20 protein-coding genes and 2 pseudogenes (1 of these 22 cut by a window edge) are annotated in these 18,015 nt (G+C 39.6%); 20 read left to right on the top strand and 2 right to left on the bottom strand.

Annotated features, from left to right (window positions below; translation table 11 throughout):
• Positions 1–780: pseudogene (gene rocF / locus ACEWFH_RS00765) on the top strand (arginase); it begins 118 nt to the left of the window's first position.
• Positions 781–809: 29 nt separating this feature from the next.
• On the opposite strand, the gene ACEWFH_RS00760 reads toward rocF, so the two are convergent.
• Positions 810–980 carry a Spo0E family sporulation regulatory protein-aspartic acid phosphatase gene (locus ACEWFH_RS00760; RefSeq protein WP_473725798.1) on the bottom strand — a complete coding sequence of 57 codons (171 nt, stop codon included), beginning with the start codon at positions 978–980 and terminating at the stop codon, positions 810–812.
• 198 nt (positions 981–1,178) lie between these two features.
• Here ACEWFH_RS00760 and sigW point away from each other — a divergent pair, with 198 nt between their 5' ends.
• From sigW to ACEWFH_RS00690, 14 genes are all read left to right on the top strand, one after another.
• Positions 1,179–1,754, top strand: coding sequence for an RNA polymerase sigma factor SigW (gene sigW / locus ACEWFH_RS00755; RefSeq protein ID WP_289497494.1), 576 nt, complete (start codon positions 1,179–1,181; stop codon positions 1,752–1,754).
• 6 nt (positions 1,755–1,760) lie between these two features.
• Positions 1,761–2,342 carry a zf-HC2 domain-containing protein gene (locus ACEWFH_RS00750; protein ID WP_473725797.1) on the top strand — a complete coding sequence of 194 codons (582 nt, stop codon included), beginning with the start codon at positions 1,761–1,763 and terminating at the stop codon, positions 2,340–2,342.
• 291 nt (positions 2,343–2,633) lie between these two features.
• Positions 2,634–2,786 (top strand): hypothetical protein, encoded by a 153-nt coding sequence (locus ACEWFH_RS00745; RefSeq protein ID WP_473725796.1) that lies wholly within the window; start codon positions 2,634–2,636, stop codon positions 2,784–2,786.
• Positions 2,787–2,829: 43 nt separating this feature from the next.
• Entirely contained in the window at positions 2,830–3,663 is an 834-nt protein-coding gene (gene cdaA / locus ACEWFH_RS00740) for a diadenylate cyclase CdaA (protein WP_289497492.1), read from the top strand.
• Positions 3,647–4,936: a CdaR family protein gene (locus ACEWFH_RS00735; protein ID WP_473725795.1), complete on the top strand. Its 1,290-nt coding sequence runs from the start codon at positions 3,647–3,649 to the stop codon at positions 4,934–4,936. The genes cdaA and ACEWFH_RS00735 overlap by 17 nt, the downstream gene beginning before the upstream one ends.
• 18 nt (positions 4,937–4,954) lie before the next feature.
• Positions 4,955–6,295: a phosphoglucosamine mutase gene (gene glmM / locus ACEWFH_RS00730; protein ID WP_473725794.1), complete on the top strand. Its 1,341-nt coding sequence runs from the start codon at positions 4,955–4,957 to the stop codon at positions 6,293–6,295.
• A 475-nt stretch (positions 6,296–6,770) separates the two neighbouring features.
• On the top strand, positions 6,771–8,573 hold the full coding sequence (gene glmS / locus ACEWFH_RS00725; protein WP_473725793.1) for a glutamine--fructose-6-phosphate transaminase (isomerizing): 1,803 nt from the start codon (positions 6,771–6,773) through the stop codon (positions 8,571–8,573).
• A gap of 216 nt (positions 8,574–8,789) precedes the next feature.
• Positions 8,790–9,230: a MarR family winged helix-turn-helix transcriptional regulator gene (locus ACEWFH_RS00720; RefSeq protein WP_473725792.1), complete on the top strand. Its 441-nt coding sequence runs from the start codon at positions 8,790–8,792 to the stop codon at positions 9,228–9,230.
• A gap of 79 nt (positions 9,231–9,309) precedes the next feature.
• Complete coding sequence (locus tag ACEWFH_RS00715) at positions 9,310–9,789, top strand: glycosyltransferase (protein WP_473725791.1); 480 nt, start codon at positions 9,310–9,312, stop codon at positions 9,787–9,789.
• Positions 9,765–10,553 carry a glycosyltransferase gene (locus ACEWFH_RS00710; protein ID WP_473725790.1) on the top strand — a complete coding sequence of 263 codons (789 nt, stop codon included), beginning with the start codon at positions 9,765–9,767 and terminating at the stop codon, positions 10,551–10,553. Before ACEWFH_RS00715 ends, ACEWFH_RS00710 begins: the two co-directional genes overlap by 25 nt.
• 19 nt (positions 10,554–10,572) lie before the next feature.
• Complete coding sequence (locus ACEWFH_RS00705) at positions 10,573–11,664, top strand: DHA2 family efflux MFS transporter permease subunit (RefSeq protein WP_473725789.1); 1,092 nt, start codon at positions 10,573–10,575, stop codon at positions 11,662–11,664.
• Positions 11,665–11,687: 23 nt separating this feature from the next.
• A complete protein-coding gene (locus ACEWFH_RS00700; RefSeq protein ID WP_473725788.1) occupies positions 11,688–12,002 on the top strand; it encodes a hypothetical protein in 315 nt (104 codons plus the stop codon).
• A gap of 51 nt (positions 12,003–12,053) precedes the next feature.
• Positions 12,054–13,352: an ABC transporter ATP-binding protein/permease gene (locus ACEWFH_RS00695; protein ID WP_473725787.1), complete on the top strand. Its 1,299-nt coding sequence runs from the start codon at positions 12,054–12,056 to the stop codon at positions 13,350–13,352.
• Positions 13,307–14,002: an ABC transporter permease gene (locus ACEWFH_RS00690; RefSeq protein WP_473725786.1), complete on the top strand. Its 696-nt coding sequence runs from the start codon at positions 13,307–13,309 to the stop codon at positions 14,000–14,002. The genes ACEWFH_RS00695 and ACEWFH_RS00690 overlap by 46 nt, the downstream gene beginning before the upstream one ends.
• A 199-nt stretch (positions 14,003–14,201) precedes the next feature.
• Here the strand turns inward: ACEWFH_RS00690 and ACEWFH_RS00685 are convergent, their stop codons facing one another.
• The gene (locus ACEWFH_RS00685; RefSeq protein WP_473725785.1) at positions 14,202–14,531 is read right to left on the bottom strand and encodes an Mpo1-like protein; all 330 of its coding nucleotides are present in this window, start codon (positions 14,529–14,531) and stop codon (positions 14,202–14,204) included.
• 90 nt (positions 14,532–14,621) lie between these two features.
• Between ACEWFH_RS00685 and ACEWFH_RS00680 the strand changes: the two genes are divergently transcribed.
• The 5 genes and pseudogenes from ACEWFH_RS00680 (at position 14,622) to ACEWFH_RS00660 (ending at position 18,001) form a co-directional block, all read left to right on the top strand.
• Positions 14,622–15,080: a MerR family transcriptional regulator gene (locus ACEWFH_RS00680; RefSeq protein ID WP_473725784.1), complete on the top strand. Its 459-nt coding sequence runs from the start codon at positions 14,622–14,624 to the stop codon at positions 15,078–15,080.
• Entirely contained in the window at positions 15,037–15,498 is a 462-nt protein-coding gene (locus tag ACEWFH_RS00675) for an SRPBCC family protein (RefSeq protein WP_473725783.1), read from the top strand. The genes ACEWFH_RS00680 and ACEWFH_RS00675 overlap by 44 nt, the downstream gene beginning before the upstream one ends.
• A gap of 85 nt (positions 15,499–15,583) precedes the next feature.
• Positions 15,584–16,005, top strand: a pseudogene (locus tag ACEWFH_RS00670) (pyridoxamine 5'-phosphate oxidase family protein).
• Positions 16,006–16,152: 147 nt separating this feature from the next.
• Complete coding sequence (locus tag ACEWFH_RS00665; protein WP_473725782.1) at positions 16,153–17,007, top strand: ABC transporter permease subunit; 855 nt, start codon at positions 16,153–16,155, stop codon at positions 17,005–17,007.
• Positions 16,997–18,001, top strand: coding sequence for an ABC transporter permease (locus tag ACEWFH_RS00660; RefSeq protein WP_473725781.1), 1,005 nt, complete (start codon positions 16,997–16,999; stop codon positions 17,999–18,001). The genes ACEWFH_RS00665 and ACEWFH_RS00660 overlap by 11 nt, the downstream gene beginning before the upstream one ends.
• The last annotated feature ends 14 nt before the right edge of the window (positions 18,002–18,015 follow it).

The raw sequence follows: 18,015 nt of genomic DNA, 5'->3' as shown, positions 1-18,015 counted from the left end.
TTGACTATCGTGTAGAAGATTTTGGTGATATAGAAATTGCTCGTCCAGAAAAACAAAGTATTGAAAACGAAGGAAATCTTAAAAATTTAAACGGTGTAATTGAGGCGAGTGAAAAGCTTTCCCAAACTGTATCTGATGTTATCACGAATAAGAAGTTCCCGCTTGTATTAGGGGAGATCATAGCATCGCGATCGGAACATTAGCAGGTGTTTCAAAGCATTATGAAAACCTAGGTGTCATCTGGTATGATGCACATGGTGATTTGAACACGGCTGATACTTCTCCAAGCGGAAACATTCACGGAATGCCTCTTGCAGTGAGCATTGGAATTGGGCATGAGAAACTTACAAACATTAGCGACTATACACCGAAAATCAAACCTGAAAATATCGTGATTATCGGTGCTCGATCATTAGATGAAGGTGAACGAGAACTTATTAAAGAAAAAGGGATTAAAGTATACACGATGCATGAAGTAGATCGTCTTGGCATGACGAAGGTTATGGAAGAGACGATTGAGTACTTATCCCACACAGATGGGGTTCACTTGAGCCTTGATCTTGATGGTCTTGATCCACATGATGCTCCTGGTGTTGGTACGCCAGTTCTTGGGGGATCAGCTACAGAGAGAGTCATTTAGCGATGGAGATGCTTGCTGAAGCGGAAATAATTACTTCAGCAGAATTTGTAGAAGTAAATCCGATTCTAGATGAAAAGAACAAAACAGCAACGGTTGCTGTGGCGTTAATGGGTTCTTTATTCGGAGAGAAATTACTATAATAGAATAAAAAATAAAAACAGTTGCCTCTTTATAGATGCAACTGTTCTTTTTCATTTATACGTTGATATTGATTAAGCAGTTGATCAATTTCTTGTGAAAGCTCAACTACTTCTTCTGCGATTAATGGTAGGTGTTTTGAAAGTTCATTCATTTGCTGTCTGGAGTGTTCGATTTGTTCAATTAATGATTCTCTATGCATACAAACTACCCCTCTCTGCTTCAGCATAATATTTTATATGATTAATATTCCCAGGCTTGATTTTTTTGAAACACGATATTTAGAAAAAATACCTTTTTATTTCGTCAAATTCTGCAACATGATAAAATAAAAAATATGAAAACATTTGAAACTAATGGAATGCTGGTACGTAAATAAAATCTGAGTGGTGATAAAATAATGGACGCCTTAATAGCGAATATGGTAACCCAAGTTAAAAAAGGGGACCAAGAAGCGTTTGAAGGCATTGTGGACCTATTCAAAGATAAGATATACCGGCATTGTTTCCGGATGGTCGGCAATGGACATGAAGCAGAAGATTTAGCACAAGAAACCTTTTTGCGAGCTTACCGTAATATTAGTAAGTACAATAACGAATATAAGTTTTCAACTTGGATATTCCGCATTGCTACGAATCTTTGTATCGATAGATTAAGGAAGAAGAAACCTGATTATTATTTGGATGCAGAAGTACCTGGAACGGACGGAGCAAACATGTATAGTCAGCTTTCAACGGAAGAACCATTACCCGAAGAAGTGGTAACAGAGAATGAACAATGGAACGAGCTCCAAGCAGAAATCATGAAGCTTCCTGAAAAATACCGGACAGCTATCCTTTTAAAGTATGTGGAAGACTTATCGTTAGAAGAAATCAGCCAGATTATGGACATACCAGTTCCAACTGTAAAAACTCGTATACATCGGGGTCGGGAAGCGCTGAAGAAAGTATTTCAAATGGTCGTAAAAACGAGGTGAAGATAAATGCAACGTGAAGCTTCCGTATATGATGAGTTAATGAACAAAGTACTTGATGGCGAAGCAACGAGTGAGGAAGAACACACCTTTCAAATTCATTTGAAGGAATGTGCATCGTGTAGAGAAGAATATGAGCTGCTGACAGACTCTTTGAAGGAACTGCAGCTTCAATCCCATATAAAGGCCCCAGAAGGCTTTACAGAGGCTGTAATGGCTAAACTGCCAAAAGAGAGGCAGCAAGTTAAGTGGATGCGCTGGATGAAACGTCATCCTGCTCTGACGGCGGCAGCCATCTTTATGTTCTTTATGGCAGCATCTGTATTCACAAGCTATAATCAGCAAGATCTGGCTGTTGTAAAAGGAGAAGGCAACCTTCAGATAAAGAAGTCTGAGGGGGTAGTAGTCGTTCCGGCTGGAGAAACAATAAAAGGTGATTTAGTTGTTGAAAATGCAGACGTTCGTATAGAAGGAAGAGTAGAAGGTGATGTGACTGTCATAAAAGGCAATCAATATCTCGCTTCTGCGGGTGAAGTAACGGGCCACAGTCAGAAATCGGTCAAGTGGTCGAATGGGTATGGTATAAGTTGAAGTCATTGGTTAGTACAAATAAAGAAGCGATGAATGATCATAATGAGAGCCGTCCCCATACGGCTTTTTTTCTTGCTCAAAAACTTAAACAAAAATATCATCCAATCATCATGAGTAAAACATGTGTAAGTCATGCTAAGTTTTCTTTACAATGAGGTATGCTATAATATATAAGTTAAATCATTTTTGAAGTTGTTAAAAAAATTATACTTCAAGGCTGTTTTCTAAAAGGTTGCTTCTTTTAAATCCTTTTGTTCATTCGCTTCTATGACAAGTTGATTGGAGTGGAAGGTGCGAGACTCCTGCCCCTCGGAAAGCGAGCAACCTGTAACGAAAATCAACTACTCTCAAAAGCAACAACGAATGCGAAAACAGCCTACTTTAAAGTGTTTTAGTGAAGACTCTTCATTGAAATCAACCACTATCAAACTTATAGATCTTTAAAAACGTCAACTTGGCAGACAAAACCCGGGTTGGGAGGGAATTTATGTTACCAATCGCAGATTTTAATATATTTAATTACATCACACAAATCATTGATATTTTATTAGTGACCTACGTGATCTACAAGCTGATCATGTTGATCCGCGGAACAAAGGCGGTTCAACTTTTAAAAGGGATCAGTGTGATTATCGTTGTTTGGTTTCTAAGCAGTTCGTTCGACCTTCGTACGATGTCTTGGCTGATGGATAAGGTAATTACATATGGGTTACTGGCTATCATTATTATTTTCCAGCCTGAGCTAAGACGTGCTTTAGAACAGCTTGGACGTGGAAAGTTCTTCTCGCGTACAGGACTTCCTGAAGAGGAAGAGACGGAAAAAGCGATCGCTGCCATTGTGAAGTCAACCAACTATATGTCAAAACGACGTATAGGGGCAATTATGTCGATCGAGCGGGAAACGGGTTTGAGTGAGTATGTGGAAACAGGTATTCCGATTAAAGCCCATCTGACTTCTGAGCTGTTAACCAACATATTTGTTCCGAACACACCGCTTCATGATGGTGCTGTAATTATCAAGCAGAGTCAAGTATACGCAGCTGGCTGTTATTTGCCGCTAACGGAAAGTCCGTTCGTTTCAAAAGAACTGGGAACAAGACATAGAGCAGCATTAGGGATTAGCGAAGTAACAGATGCAGTAACTGTTATCGTTTCTGAGGAAACGGGTACGATTTCTCTTACGAAGAACGGAGAAATCTATCGCAACTTGGACGAAGAGTCTTTAAGAAATTTGTTAAATGCAGAATTGATTATTGCCAACAAGTCCACTTCCTCAAACCGCTGGAATTGGAGGGGAAAGAAAAATGGACAAACTCCTTAGTAGTTCTTGGTTTGTAAAAATCATTGCTTTCCTCCTTGCTCTTATGATGTATACGATTGTAACGATGGAAACGCAGGAAGAAGCAGCAAACCGTTCCATATTCTCAAAAATGTACACGGAAAGCGAGACCATTCAAGACGTTCAGATCAGACCTTATTTTGATGACGATAAATACGTCTTGACCGATTTGCCTCCTTCGGTAGACCTTACGCTAACGGGTTCGAGCCGTTTAATCACAAAAGCGACAAAAGTGGATAAGGAATTCGAAGTATATATTGATCTAACGAATATGAAACCTGGAAACAAGCGGGTGAAAGTACAAGTACAAGGCTTGCCTGAAGGTGTAAAAGCGAAGATTAACCCAGATTACGTAGATGTTATTCTTCACAATAAAGTAACAAAACAAATGAACGTTAATGTGGACTTAAAGAATACGAGAAAGCTGCCAGAAGGATATACAGCAGGTGATGTGGAGTTCTCACCAAAAACGGTGAACGTAACAGGACCGGAAGGAATGATCAATCAGATCTCATTCATTACTGGATTTGTTGATGTAGGAGATGCGGACGAGCCTATTCAAACCAAAGTTCCTCTTCGTGCATACAATCAACAAGGAGACTTAATCGATGTGCAGATTAATCCAGGCGTAGTCGATGTTTCTGTACCGATTAAAAAACCTAAGAAAACTGTACCGATCTCAATTGGTACAAAAGGTGATCTAGAAGAAGGACTGACCCTTCAATCCATCACCTCTGATCCGAGTGAAATCACGTTGACAGGAACAACAAGTTCACTTGATAAATTCGATTCATTTAATGAGATATCAATAGATTTAAGCAAAATCAAAAAAGATACAACGCTTACCGTTGATGTTCCCGTTCCAGATGGAATTGACTCTGTTTCGGTCAAAGAAGTAACGGTAAATGTAAATGTGGAAAAAACGGATGTAGAAACAGAAACAGAAGCAGAAGTGGATCAGGAAACGACAAAAACGTTTAATGATGTTCCATTAACACTGCTCGGGGTCAATGCTGACAAACAAGCTACCTTCTTAGATCCGGCAGATGGCGTGGTAGATGTTACCGTAAAAGGTAAAAAGAGTGTACTCGATTCACTTAAAAAGTCTGATCTGCAAGGAAATGTAGATGTGAGTACCCTTGAACAAGGAACACATGAAGTGAAGATCAATTGGAAAAATCCTGGGGATGTTGAGCTGACAGGTACAGTTCAAGAAGCCAGTGTGGAAATTCAAACAGAGACTAGCAGTCAATAGTTGAAGGAGAGAGCAATAATGGGAAAATATTTTGGTACCGACGGAGTAAGAGGAGTTGCAAATACAGAGCTTACGCCTGAACTAGCTTTTAAATTAGGCCGTTTTGGCGGATATGTTTTAACAAAAGATACAAATAAACCTAAAATTTTAATCGGACGCGATACGCGAATTTCCGGTCAAATGCTGGAAGGTGCTCTAGTTGCAGGCCTTTTATCTATCGGTGCAGAAGTTATGCGTTTAGGTGTGATCTCAACTCCTGGAGTTGCTTTCTTAACAAAAGCACTAGGCGCTCAAGCTGGGGTTATGATCTCAGCGTCACATAATCCAGTTGCGGATAATGGAATTAAATTCTTTGGAGCGGACGGCTTTAAGCTGTTAGATGAGCAAGAAGCAGAAATCGAAGCTCTTTTAGATAAAGATACAGATGAACTGCCGCGTCCTGTAGGTGGTGACTTAGGCTCTGTCAGCGACTATTTCGAAGGCGGACAGAAGTACATGCAATATCTGAAGCAAACGATTCCTGGAGACTTCTCAGGTCTTCATATTGCGCTTGATTGTGCGCATGGTGCGACATCTTCTCATGCACCTCACTTGTTTGCTGATCTTGAAGCGGACATCTCTACGATGGGAACAAGCCCAAATGGCTTGAATATCAACGAAGGTGTCGGAAGTACACACCCTGAAAAGCTGGCTGAACTCGTAAAAGAAAAAGGCTGTGACATGGGGCTTGCTTTTGATGGCGATGGAGACCGTTTGATCGCAATCGACGAAAAAGGAAATATCGTTGATGGAGACCAGATCATGTTCATCTGTGCTAAGCATCTTAAAGAACAAGGCCGTCTAAAGCAGGATACAGTAGTTTCAACGGTTATGAGTAACTTAGGATTCTATAAAGCGGTCGAAGCAAACGAGATGAAATCTGCACAAACGGCTGTAGGTGACCGTTATGTAATGGAAGAAATGCGTAAGAACGACTTTAACCTTGGTGGTGAACAGTCTGGACATATTATCTTCCTAGATTACACAACAACGGGTGATGGACTCCTTTCCGGGATCCAGCTTGCATCCATTCTAAAAGCTACAGGCAAACCGTTATCAGAACTTGCTGGTGAGATGGCGAAATTCCCTCAGCTTTTAATCAATGTAAAAGTAGCCGACAAGTCTAAATTAAACGGCAATGATGCAATTAAAGCAGCGATTGATAAAGTAGAAACAGAGCTAGAAGGAAACGGTCGTGTGCTTGTTCGTCCTTCAGGAACTGAACCACTTGTACGTGTAATGGTTGAAGCTCCGACAGAAGAACTTTGCCAGAAGCATGCGGATGAGATCGTGAACGTTGTAAAAACAGAGCTTGTCTAAAATAAGGGCTAATAGTCCCTCATAAAATAAAAAAGGGCACGAAACATATGCATATGCGGCTCACACAAAGGGCTGTATATGCATATTTTTTTATTATGGAACTTTATGTTTCAAGTTTTTCTAAAATCGGGAAAGAATAAGAATTGACGGTTTTGAAAAACCCGTGTATGATTATTTTTGTTTACTTCAAATAAAAGGAAGGAGTTTACAGCTAATCATTCATCCAAAGCGCCTGAACTGCTGACCGGAAAAAAGCAGTTGACGAGGAAGAGGTTCATCGATATTTCGGCGGATGCCTCTCGGAACATCACTTCCGTAAGCTTTTGTTCAAACCAGGTAAGGTGACTTCCTGTACAAAGACGAAAGCAAGTGAAAAAATAAAAATAGAGAACATAGGTGGGGTTGTGAGCCCGCTCACGGCTCCCTTATGAAAGCCGTCAGCAGAGTGTGATGGCTTTAAGGAGGACGTTTATTTATGTGTGGAATCGTTGGATATATTGGGAATAATGATGCAAAAGAAATCTTACTACGCGGACTTGAGAAGTTAGAATACCGCGGATATGACTCAGCAGGAATCGCAGTACTAAACGAAAGCGGCGTTCATGTATTTAAAGAAAAAGGCCGTATTGCGAATCTGCGTGAAAATGTTGATCTTGGCGTTGAAGCATCCGTTGGAATCGGACATACACGCTGGGCAACACACGGAGTTCCAAGCAAAGTGAATTCTCATCCACACCAAAGTTCAACAGAGCGTTTTACACTTGTGCATAACGGTGTAATCGAAAACTATGAACAGGTGAAGAAACAATACATCTCAGGTGTTGAGCTATTGTCTGAAACAGATACAGAAGTTATCGTTCAGCTTGTAGAATACTTTGTAAACGAAGGTATGGAAGTGGAAGAAGCATTCCGCCGCACATTGTCTGAGTTAAAAGGTTCTTATGCGATCGGTCTTATTGACAACCAAAACCCTGAAACCATCTATGTTGGTAAAAACAAAAGCCCATTATTAGTGGGTAAAGGTGAAGGCTTCAATGTTATTGCAAGTGACGCAATGGCAATGCTTTCTCAAACAGATCAATACGTTGAATTAATGGATAAAGAAATCGTAATTGTGACTCGTGACAGCTATACAATCAAGACTCTTGATGGTGAAGTTGTAGAACGTGCACCTTACACAGCAGAACTTGATGCGAGCGACATTGAAAAAGGCACGTACCCTCATTTCATGTTAAAAGAAATTGATGAGCAGCCTTTCGTAATGCGTAACATCATCAATCAATACCAAAATGAAAATGGCGATCTTAAGCTAGATGACGATATCCGTGCTGCGATGAAAGAAGCGGACCGCGTATATATCATCGCTTGCGGAACGAGCTACCACGCAGGTCTTGTTGGTAAACAGCTGATTGAAAACATCGCTAACATTCCTGTTGAAGCACACATCGCGAGTGAGTTTGTTTACAACATGCCGCTTTTATCTGAAAAGCCGTTGTTTATCTTCATCTCACAATCTGGTGAGACTGCAGACAGCCGTGCCGTATTGGTTGAAGTGAAGAGACTTGGGCACAAAGCATTAACAATCACGAACGTTCCAGGATCTACACTTTCTCGTGAAGCAAACTACACGCTTAATTTGTATGCGGGTCCTGAGATCGCAGTAGCATCAACGAAAGCATACACAGCTCAAATCGCAGTACTGGCGATCCTAGCTGTTGACTCTGCTCGTGCAAAAGGCATCGAGTTAGACTTCAATCCGCTACAAGAGCTTGCGATCGTTGCAAACGCGATGGAAGTTCTTTGTGACCAAAAAGAAGAGATGGAGAAGATCGCTCGTGAGTTCTTAGCTGTAACTCGTAACGCATTCTTCATCGGGCGTGCTGCTGACTTCTACGTATGTTTAGAAGCTGCACTAAAATTAAAAGAAATCTCTTACATCCAAGCAGAAGGATTTGCTGGAGGAGAATTAAAACACGGTACGATCGCATTGATCGAAGACGGTACACCGGTTATCGCTCTTGCAACTCAAGAGCATGTTAACTTAAGCATCCGTGGTAACGTGAAAGAAGTAGCGGCACGTGGAGCTTACACTTGCGTAATCTCTATGGATGGGCTGCAAGAAGAAGGCGACCGCGTCGTTCTTCCGAAGATCCACCCTTACTTGACGCCGTTAGTATCTGTACTTCCAATGCAGCTGATCTCTTACTACGCAGCGCTTCACCGCGACTGTGACGTAGATAAGCCGCGTAACCTAGCTAAGTCAGTAACAGTTGAATAAGATCAATGTTAGGCGAAAAAAACCTGTAGCGATACAGGTTTTTTTGTTTTAAATAATGCATTTTGAAACTAACGTGATCTTTTACTGCTAGGCTTACCAAACATTGACTATAAACCAAAAAGTGGATAATGAAAGTTTTCCCTCAATGATTGACAATCTAAAAGAAATGAAATATAGTTAGTTTGTCAAACTAATTTATTGTTCAGAGGTGATACCTTGTTAGATAGAATCTTAAGGGAGTTTATTATAACTCTTGATACTTCTTTTAAGAAGTTAGTGAAAGAAACGATCGAGACAGCGGGTGTCTCAAACTTAAGTGTAAATCAGATTCAATATATTCAAGCGATTGGCAAGCTTAAAAATCCAACCATTAGTGAGATTGCTGATGAATTGAATATTACCAAAGCTTCTGCTACAACCGGAATAAATAAATTAGTCCTCTTGGGATATGCGAAGAAAAGTCAATCAACCCAAGATAAGAGGATTTACCACGTTACATTAACAGAGGCAAGCGAGACCTTTATTCGGCTAAATCAACAGGCATTGGAAGAATATGTGGCTTTTATTAGTCAATCGCTGACTTCAGAAGAGTTAGATCAGTTCAAGGAAACCTTAGAAAAGTTAATCAAAGGTTTCTATCAAAGAAACTCTTTATAAATAACAGGTACTTATATCCTGTTATATAAGAAAGTAAGTTAGTCTAACTAAATTAATATAAAGTGGAGGTTTGAATAAGATGAATATTTCATTATTGACTACGGGTACCAGAGGAGATACTCAACCATACATTGCACTTGGAAAAGAATTAAAGAAGCAGGGACACGAAGTGAAAATTGCGGCGTTTGAAAATTATCAGGAATTAGTAGTACACCATGGCTTGAACTTTCATCCCATAAAGGGTGACATCTCCAAGATAGTAGTTGAGATGTCCAAAAGCTCCATTGAGTCAGATAATCCTCTCAAGTTCTTTACAAGCTTTCGTAAGATGAAACCTTATATTAAGGATAAGCAGAAAGGTATGCAGAGGGATTTGTTTGATGCCTGTGAAGGAGCTGATGCAATAATCTATCATCCAGGTGCAGCCATCGGACAATTTGCGGGAGAGTACTTCGGTGTGCCAACCATTCTTGCGACGCCATTCCCTATGGCGGCTACAAAAATTACCCGGCACTCATTTTTTATCAACTTAGATTGGGAAAAACGGCAAACCTTCTGACACATAAAATATTCGAAAGAGGATTTTGGTTAACGGTAAAGTCACCAATCGGTGAGTTTTGGAAAGAAAAGTTCGGAAAGCTGCCAAAACATTTCAAGAATCCTTATCTTAAAGAAACGACAAAGGTTCATGCTTCGGTGATGTCTATGAGCCAGCACGTTTTTCCGCAATCAAATGAAGAAACGAAGTGCCTGGGCTACTGGTTTTTGGAGGAAGATCTAACTGATTGGGAACCTCCAAAGGAACTTGTGCGTTTTATTGAAAATGGAAAGCCACCTATTTACGTTGGCTTTGGAAGCATCTACGACGAGAAAGCGAATGAAACTGCCAAGCTGGTCGTAGAGGCATTACGAAAGACAGGGCAAAGAGGGATTCTGGGTATGGGATGGAACCGAGTTGATGATATAGAGGAATACAAGGACATGTATTTTATTGACAATATTCCTCACACCTGGCTTTTCCCAAAAACTGCAGGTGTCATTCATCACGGAGGGGCTGGTACAACAGCAGCCACATTTTATTCAGGGGTTCCAAGTGTTGTCGTTCCTCATGGAAACGATCAGTTTGCATGGGGAAAACGAACTGAGGAATTAGGGGTGGGCGCTGCACCAATTCCTAGAAAAAAGCTGACTGTGGAGAGATTAACAGATGGAATTCTTCAAATGCAACAGAAGTCTGTTGCGGAAAAAGCGCGGGAATTAGGCAAGAAACTGCAAAAGAAAAAGGTGCACGTGATACTGCACGATACATTCATACTTTCTTAAATAGCTAAAGGAGGAAAGCATGATAAATCAACAAGATTTCCGTTTTGGTCCCATGTTCACTGTAATGTTACTAGGAGCTTTCATGGGGATTTTAAATGAAACATTATTATCAACAGCCTTACCTTCTATAATGAAGGACTTTGGCTTGAATGAAAATAAGGTCCAGTGGTTAACAACCGCTTTCTTGCTTACCAATGGGGTTATGATTCCCATTTCCGCATATCTTATCGAGCGGTTTTCAACAAGAAAGCTCTTTCTAACGGCAATCGGGCTATTTGGTTTAGGTACCTTGCTAGCAGCCATTTCTAACAGTTTTCTGCTGCTTTTGACAGCTAGGATCATTCAGGCTTCGGGATCAGGTATTATGCTCCCTCTTATGATGACTGTTATCTTAACAGTCATTCCAAAGGAGAAGAGAGGACGCATGATGGGGTGGGCAGGTATTGTTATTTCTTTTGGACCTGCAATCGGTCCGACATTATCAGGCATCCTGCTTGAATTCTTTTCATGGAGAGCGTTGTTCTTTACAGTCCTTCCTATCGTGGCATTGGTGATGGTACTCGCTTATATCTATGTGAAGAACGTCACAAAACTCACTTACCCTAGAATCGATATTTTGTCCATCCTTCTTTCATCATTGGGGTTCGGAGGATTACTGTATGGGTTCAGTATCGCAGGAGAAAACGGGTGGTCGAGCCAGAGTGTCCTCATCTTTATCACTGGAGGTTTAATCACTTTAGGGATCTTCATTTGGAGGCAGCTCAGACTAAAACAGCCCTTACTCCAATTCAGGGTGTTTCAATACAAGGCTTTTACATTATCACTAATTATTACAATGGTTGTCATAGTTTCGATGATTGGTGCTGAGACACTGTTGCCTCTTTATATGCAAAATCTAAGAGGATTCAGCCCTCTTCAATCAGGAATGATGCTCCTACCTGGAGCCATTGTGATGGGGATCATGTCTCCTATAACCGGGATGCTATTCGATAAATGGGGGCAAGGAAGCTCGCAATACCAGGACTGGCTATTGTTACCCTCACATCCTTTTTATTTACAAACCTGTCTATGGATACTTCTATCCTTTATTTGTCTGCTATTTATAGCTTGAGGATGTTTGGGCTATCTCTTGCCATGATGCCGGTGATGACTAATGGATTGAATCAAATTCCTGTTAAATGGAGTGCTCATGGATCAGCTATGGCGAATACCTTGCAACAAGTATCAGGGTCAATCGGTACAGCGGTATTGATTACAGTCATGACTATGACTGCAAAAGGATACTCACCCCATTCAATTCAAATGGGAGGGATGTCTACTCAAACTTTTAAAGAAATGGCCATGTTACACGGTTATAACAATGCTTTTTGGTTTGCCTCATTTTTGGCTATCGGTGCGATGATCCTATCGTTATTTCTAAAAAAGAAAACGATGAGCAAAACGAATTAAGAGCTTTGAACAATTAGAACAGAGTCGCTAAAAAAAATTGGGGGAAAGAATATGAGTTATGTAAAGATATCAAACGTTAAGAAGTACTACCGTCTTGGAAAAAAGGATAGGATACAAGTCCTGCACGGTGTGGATGTGAATTTCAATAAGGGGGAATTCGTTTCCATCCTTGGAGAATCAGGAAGCGGTAAATCCACCTTAATGAATATAATTGGGGGAATGGACCGAGATTTTGAAGGAGATGTTGTAGTAGACGGAAAAAGTCTGCAAGGAATGAAAGAAAATGATCTAGATGCATACCGTAAGTTGAAGATTGGTTTCATATTCCAAAGTTTTAACTTAATCAGTCATCTGTCGGTCCTTGATAACGTCGTTCTTACCATGCAAATGACAGATATGAACACTTCAGAAAGAGAAGAGAAAGCCAAGAAGGTTTTAACAGAACTTGGGTTAGGAGATCACCTCACTAAAAAACCTAATCAGCTTTCAGGAGGACAAAAGCAGAGAGTCGCAATTGCTCGTGCCTTGTCCAATGATCCAGATATCATTTTAGCAGATGAACCCACCGGGGCTTTAGATAAGAAAAACAGTGACCAAATCATGCATTTACTGGATCGCATAGCTACTCAAGGAAAGCTTGTGATTACGGTCACCCATTCACAAAAGGTAGCGGACTATGGAACGAGAATCATCACGATGGATGACGGGAACATCGTCAAGGATGAATCGTTAAGATCATCATATGGAGAAACGGATACGAAACAAAAGGTGAAAACCAAAAATCTGCGTCCCGCTGCAGCTATTAAAATGGCCTTTAACAATATTAAGTTAAATCTCAAACGAAATTTACTCGTATCGTTTGGTGGAGCAATCGGTATCTTGAGTGTCATCCTAATGCTCGGTTTAGGGACTGGTGTGACCGATTATATAAATAAAGAAATCAATGCAAACTTAAATCCGGATCTCATTCAAGTGACGAAAGCACCAGAAGGTCAAGAGAGTGATGGTAAAGGAAAGCTGCCAAATCCTGTACAGGAAACCGTCCCACTGAAGAAGGAAGACATTGAAAAAGTGCAAAGCATCCCTCATGTTCAAAAGGTGGACAATGTTTACACATTAACGATGGGAAGTTCCTTCGTGTATGATAATACATCAGTAAATATCGTACAGTTCCAGACGCTCAATGATAGTGTAAATAAAGGGGATTTAGTTGCAGGCGAACTTCCTAACGATAATGAGTTGTTGTTATCAGAAACAGCGGCGGAAAAAGTGGCAGAATCAAAGAATAACTTAGTCGGAAAAAAGTGGAGTTATACATCAACACGACAGATGAGAAAAACCGACCAGTGATACTGACGAAAGAACTGAAGGTGTCAGGAATCATTAAGGGAAATATGAACCAAGATTTAGCCTATACATCTTATCAAACTTTGGAAGAAATGTATTTGAGTCAAGAAATGAACTTGTTGGGGACTCAACTGGATGTCACAGTAGATGAGAAAGCCAATGTAGATGCGGTTAAGGCAGAACTTGAAGAAGCTGGCTTTACAGGAACAGGTGTAGGAAACATTCTAAGTCAGGTGACGAATTACCTGAAGATCGCTACAAATGTGTTAGCGGGAGTAGCAGGAATCTCTCTGCTCGTATCGGCAATCATGATTATTGTAGTGTTGTACATCAGCGTTGTAGAGCGGACAAAGGAAATTGGTATTCTTCGAGCCGTAGGGGCGAGAAGAAAAGACATTAAGCGGATCTTCTTTGCAGAAGCCGTCTTGCTCGGATTAACAGGTGGAATTATAGGAGTAATTGCGGCAAATGTTATCGGTGGTTTGGGTAACAATGTAATGACACAATTATTTGATACTCAACTGATTCAGATCAGTTTAAGCAATATGCTAACAGGAATTGTTGTCAGTGTTATCATAAGCATCTTAGCTGCCTTGCTTCCTTCTGCAAAAGCAGCAAAACTAGATCCGATGGAATCGTTGAGATATGAGTGATTCCCCGCTTAGCTAAGCAGGTAAACGAATTGGGATAGAATATCTTGATTGACGATAGTTCTAGTTTACAAACAATTCTGTGACAAAAGGTAAGTATGCGGTCCGAGTAATGTGAAATTATTAACGTGAATAAAGAGTAATATTTGACTGTCATAGAATCAAGAAAACCCCATTTTAGCACGAAAAATGGGGTTTTCTTCTATAGAGAAGTCGTTTTTTCATATTTGGATAACTCATTGCCAAGCTGACCAAACAAAATGAGTCGATACATACGAAAATCAGCACGTAAAGACCAAAAAGGATGACCAAAGGTAGCGGGTTTGTTTCCTTCGATAAAAAAATGACTAAACCAAGCGATTCCGTATGCAACAACTGGTGCTAATAGCAAGAACCATGGGCTCTTCCAAACGGCAAGTACAATAAAAACAAATACAAATGAAGTACCAATAAAGTGCCAAGCTCTCGTTGAAGATTTGCTGTGCTGAGATAGATAAAAAGGCCAAAATTCCTCATAACTTTTAAACTCCATTTTTAATACCTCCTTTTTTGTTTATATTTCTCTGAACGAAAAGAAATCCCTTTAGTATCAAAGGAATAATCATGATTTTGAGGAAGAATAATGGTAAGACAAAAAAAGATTGACCATGTGGTGCACAACACAGTTTATGATGGAAAAGCAGGTGGTGAAAGATTCATGTATCGAGTAAGTGAGTTTTCAGAAATGACGGGGTTGAGTAAAGAAACGCTTAGGTATTATGCAGAAGTGAAGCTGCTTGAACCGGTATATATCGATCCTAATAATAAGTATCGCTATTACGATAATGGTTCCTACTTAATTGCTATGATTCTAGTCGGTTTGAGAAAATTCAACTTCACCATTCAAGAGATGCTAACCGTCATTGAAGATGAATCCTTTGAAAACTTAGAACACATTCTAAATCAAAAAAGAAAGATATCCAAAAAAATCGAGAACCTAAACAGCACGATAAATGAGATTGATCAATTTTTAAAATGGGGAAAAGAGGGCGATGACAATGCTGACATGGAAAAAAGAAAAGACGATACCGGCAAACATTGAAAAAGTTTGGGAACTATTTTCAGATGAGAATCTGCAGAGAATCATGCCGAACGTTGTGGAGCATACACCTATCGAAAAGAAAGAAGGTGTGGTGGGGTCTACGTACAGACAGTCTTATAAAGAGGGACGCAGGATAGAAACGTATATTGTAGAAACGCTGGGATACGAAGATATGGAGAATCAAAAGCATTTAGCAATTGGTTTTAACTTAGCAAAAGCGTTTGACATTAAAACTGCGTTTACTCTCATCAAAATAGACGAATCTAAAACCCGTTTTATATATGAAGGATCTAACAAGGGAATTAACTTTTTAGGCAAAGTGATGTTAAAAATTGCAGGAGACAAAAACAACAACAAAGTCGTGCAAGATTTTATGGATACAGTAGAAAGAGAAAGCCTAGTGAATGCCACTGTTTAAATTGATGCGTAATGCATAACATGATGTTTTATATTCCATCCTAAAAGGTAGATATAATAGAGCCTAACTTTAAGGAGTGGATAATATGGATAAAGAGCAGATTAAAAATAAAGTGTTTGAGGTGCTAGAAAAAAACAAACGGGTGTGCTGGCAACAGTAAAGAAGAATAAACCACATTCTCGATATATGACGTTTTTTCATGATGATCTCACATTCTATACGCCAACGAGTATTGATACCCATAAAGCCGATGAAATTCAAGATAACCCGAATGTTCACGTACTAGTCGGTTATGATGGCGAAGGGTATAATGATCCATATCTAGAGATTGAAGGCACGGCGACCATTAGAAACGATCAAGGGTTAAAAGAAAAATTTTGGAACGACCAGATGAAACACTATTTTGACGGTCCTAATGATCCAAACTATATCTTACTAGAAATTAAACCAAGTCTCATTCGATTAATGAATGCAGGAGAACATGAACCACAAATATTAGAGTTATAAAAAATTAGCCTCTCTTTGAATAAAAGAGAGGCTTTTGTTCGTCTAATTTTAAAATGAGAAGAGTGTGAATTAAAGAAGAAGGGTTGTATTAAAAAGGAATAAAAGTATACTTGAAATAATTGGAATATTTAATAAAAGGGGGATGTTATGCCATACATTTTAAGAGATAGCATGTTTTCTTTGATTCTATCTGTCATGGGAATCATTCTGCTTGGTGCGGTTCCGTTCATGTTCACGGGGATGACTTTTAATACGAGTGGTTATCTGGATGGCATAGTAGAATTGTTCAAGACCATGATGAATCCAGGAGAGATTATGTATTTTACGCAGAGTGGTCAATATCCGCTTTTTCCGAATATGTGGGGAATTTACGGCTATTCGATGACAATCTTGTTTTCTGCATTTTTCATTGCCCTCATTTTGGCACTTGTATTTGCTCTCTTCATTTTTATGCTGCCATCACGTGTGAAGGATAAGATACGTGTATTTTCCTTTGTTTTTGAGTCGATACCAGATGTGTTAATCGCAATTAGCATGCAGTTTTTTATTATCTGGTTTTTCAAAAAGACAAATATTCTCTTGTTTCAAATCGTCTCACTATACGATCAAAAGACTTATGCGGTTCCCATTTTTTGTTTAACTGTATTGCCGACACTACTGATCTTAAGAATACTGCTTCTTAATATGGAAGAAGAATTCGGAAAGCAATATATTGATACCGCGAAAAGTAAAGGGATTGGGGGATTCCGTATTCTATGGCGGCATGTCCTTCCAAACACGCTACTCAGTGTGTTTCACCAATCTCGTAATATCCTTTGGTTTATGCTGTCTAATCTATTAATGGTTGAATATTTGTTTAATATATATGGAATTACAACGCTTGTAAGAGAAATGGGAAATCCCGCGATTTTTACGATCTCCATGCTTTTATTGTTTGTACCCATGTTTTTATTTTTTATGGTTCTCAGAATGATTACATATAAGTGGGTGGGTGAAAAATGATCAAAACGATATGGAAACAGCCTTTTTTCTAGCAGGTTTTCTATTTGTCTTTTCATTGCTCGCCTTTAGCTTGTATCACCATTTTGTGATGGGGAATGAAATCTATGAAAATCAGATTGTTTATGAGGGTATTAAACCTGTTGATAAAGCGCCCTTTGAGCCATCACGTGAGTATTGGTTCGGCAGCGACCGAATGGGAGCGGACTTGTTTTATCAGATCATATCAGGTGCAAAATACACATTAGGTATTGCTTTCGTTGCTAGTTTACTACGAATCATTCTTTCTTATTTTGGCGGGATACTATTATTGAGTGTGGGAAGAGCACTTCCGTTCATTAAGGGATTAGGACAATCGTTTTATTATATACCTTCAGCACTCCTCATCTTTGTAATCGTCTGGCCAATTATTGCCTTAGATCAGTTCACATTTTGGGAGAAAGTATATTTTGAAATGTTGTTAATTGTATTGATAGCCCTACCCAACACGGCGATATTAATAAAAGAAGAAATTAGTCTAATTCAGCGCGAAGAATTTATAACGAGTGCAAAATTAATGGGCGGCAGCAAACTGCGAATTTTATTTAAGCATGTTATGCCTCATTTATGGCCAAAACTCATTCTTATGTATGTGCAGCAAGTCATTGCCGTTTTGCTGTTGCTTGCCCATCTTGGAATATTAGGTTTGTTTTTTGGAGGTACGATTTATAGGGAATACGGCATGGAATTTACAATTCCCGTATCGGTTTCTAACGAATGGTCGGGACTTTTAGGAGGCTATTATTATCAGCTGAGACTTGCGCCATGGCTTGTATTTTTCCCAGTACTCAGTTTTGCCGCTGTAATCATGGCGTTCAATTTTATGGCTGAGGGCATTAAGCGAGCAAGTAATCAATTGCCTGAGAGTAAAGAAGTGATGAAAAGCGAAAAAAGAAATGACCAACATGCATCAGAGAATCTCTCATTCGTTTTTCTGCATGAACGAAAAATAAGCTAATTAAGAGGCAAGAG

It is taken from the genome of Fictibacillus sp. EA-CB0309, from assembly GCF_055814265.1.
Note: the sequence above shows the minus strand (reverse complement) of the source record. Positions and strands in the feature narration are given on the sequence as shown.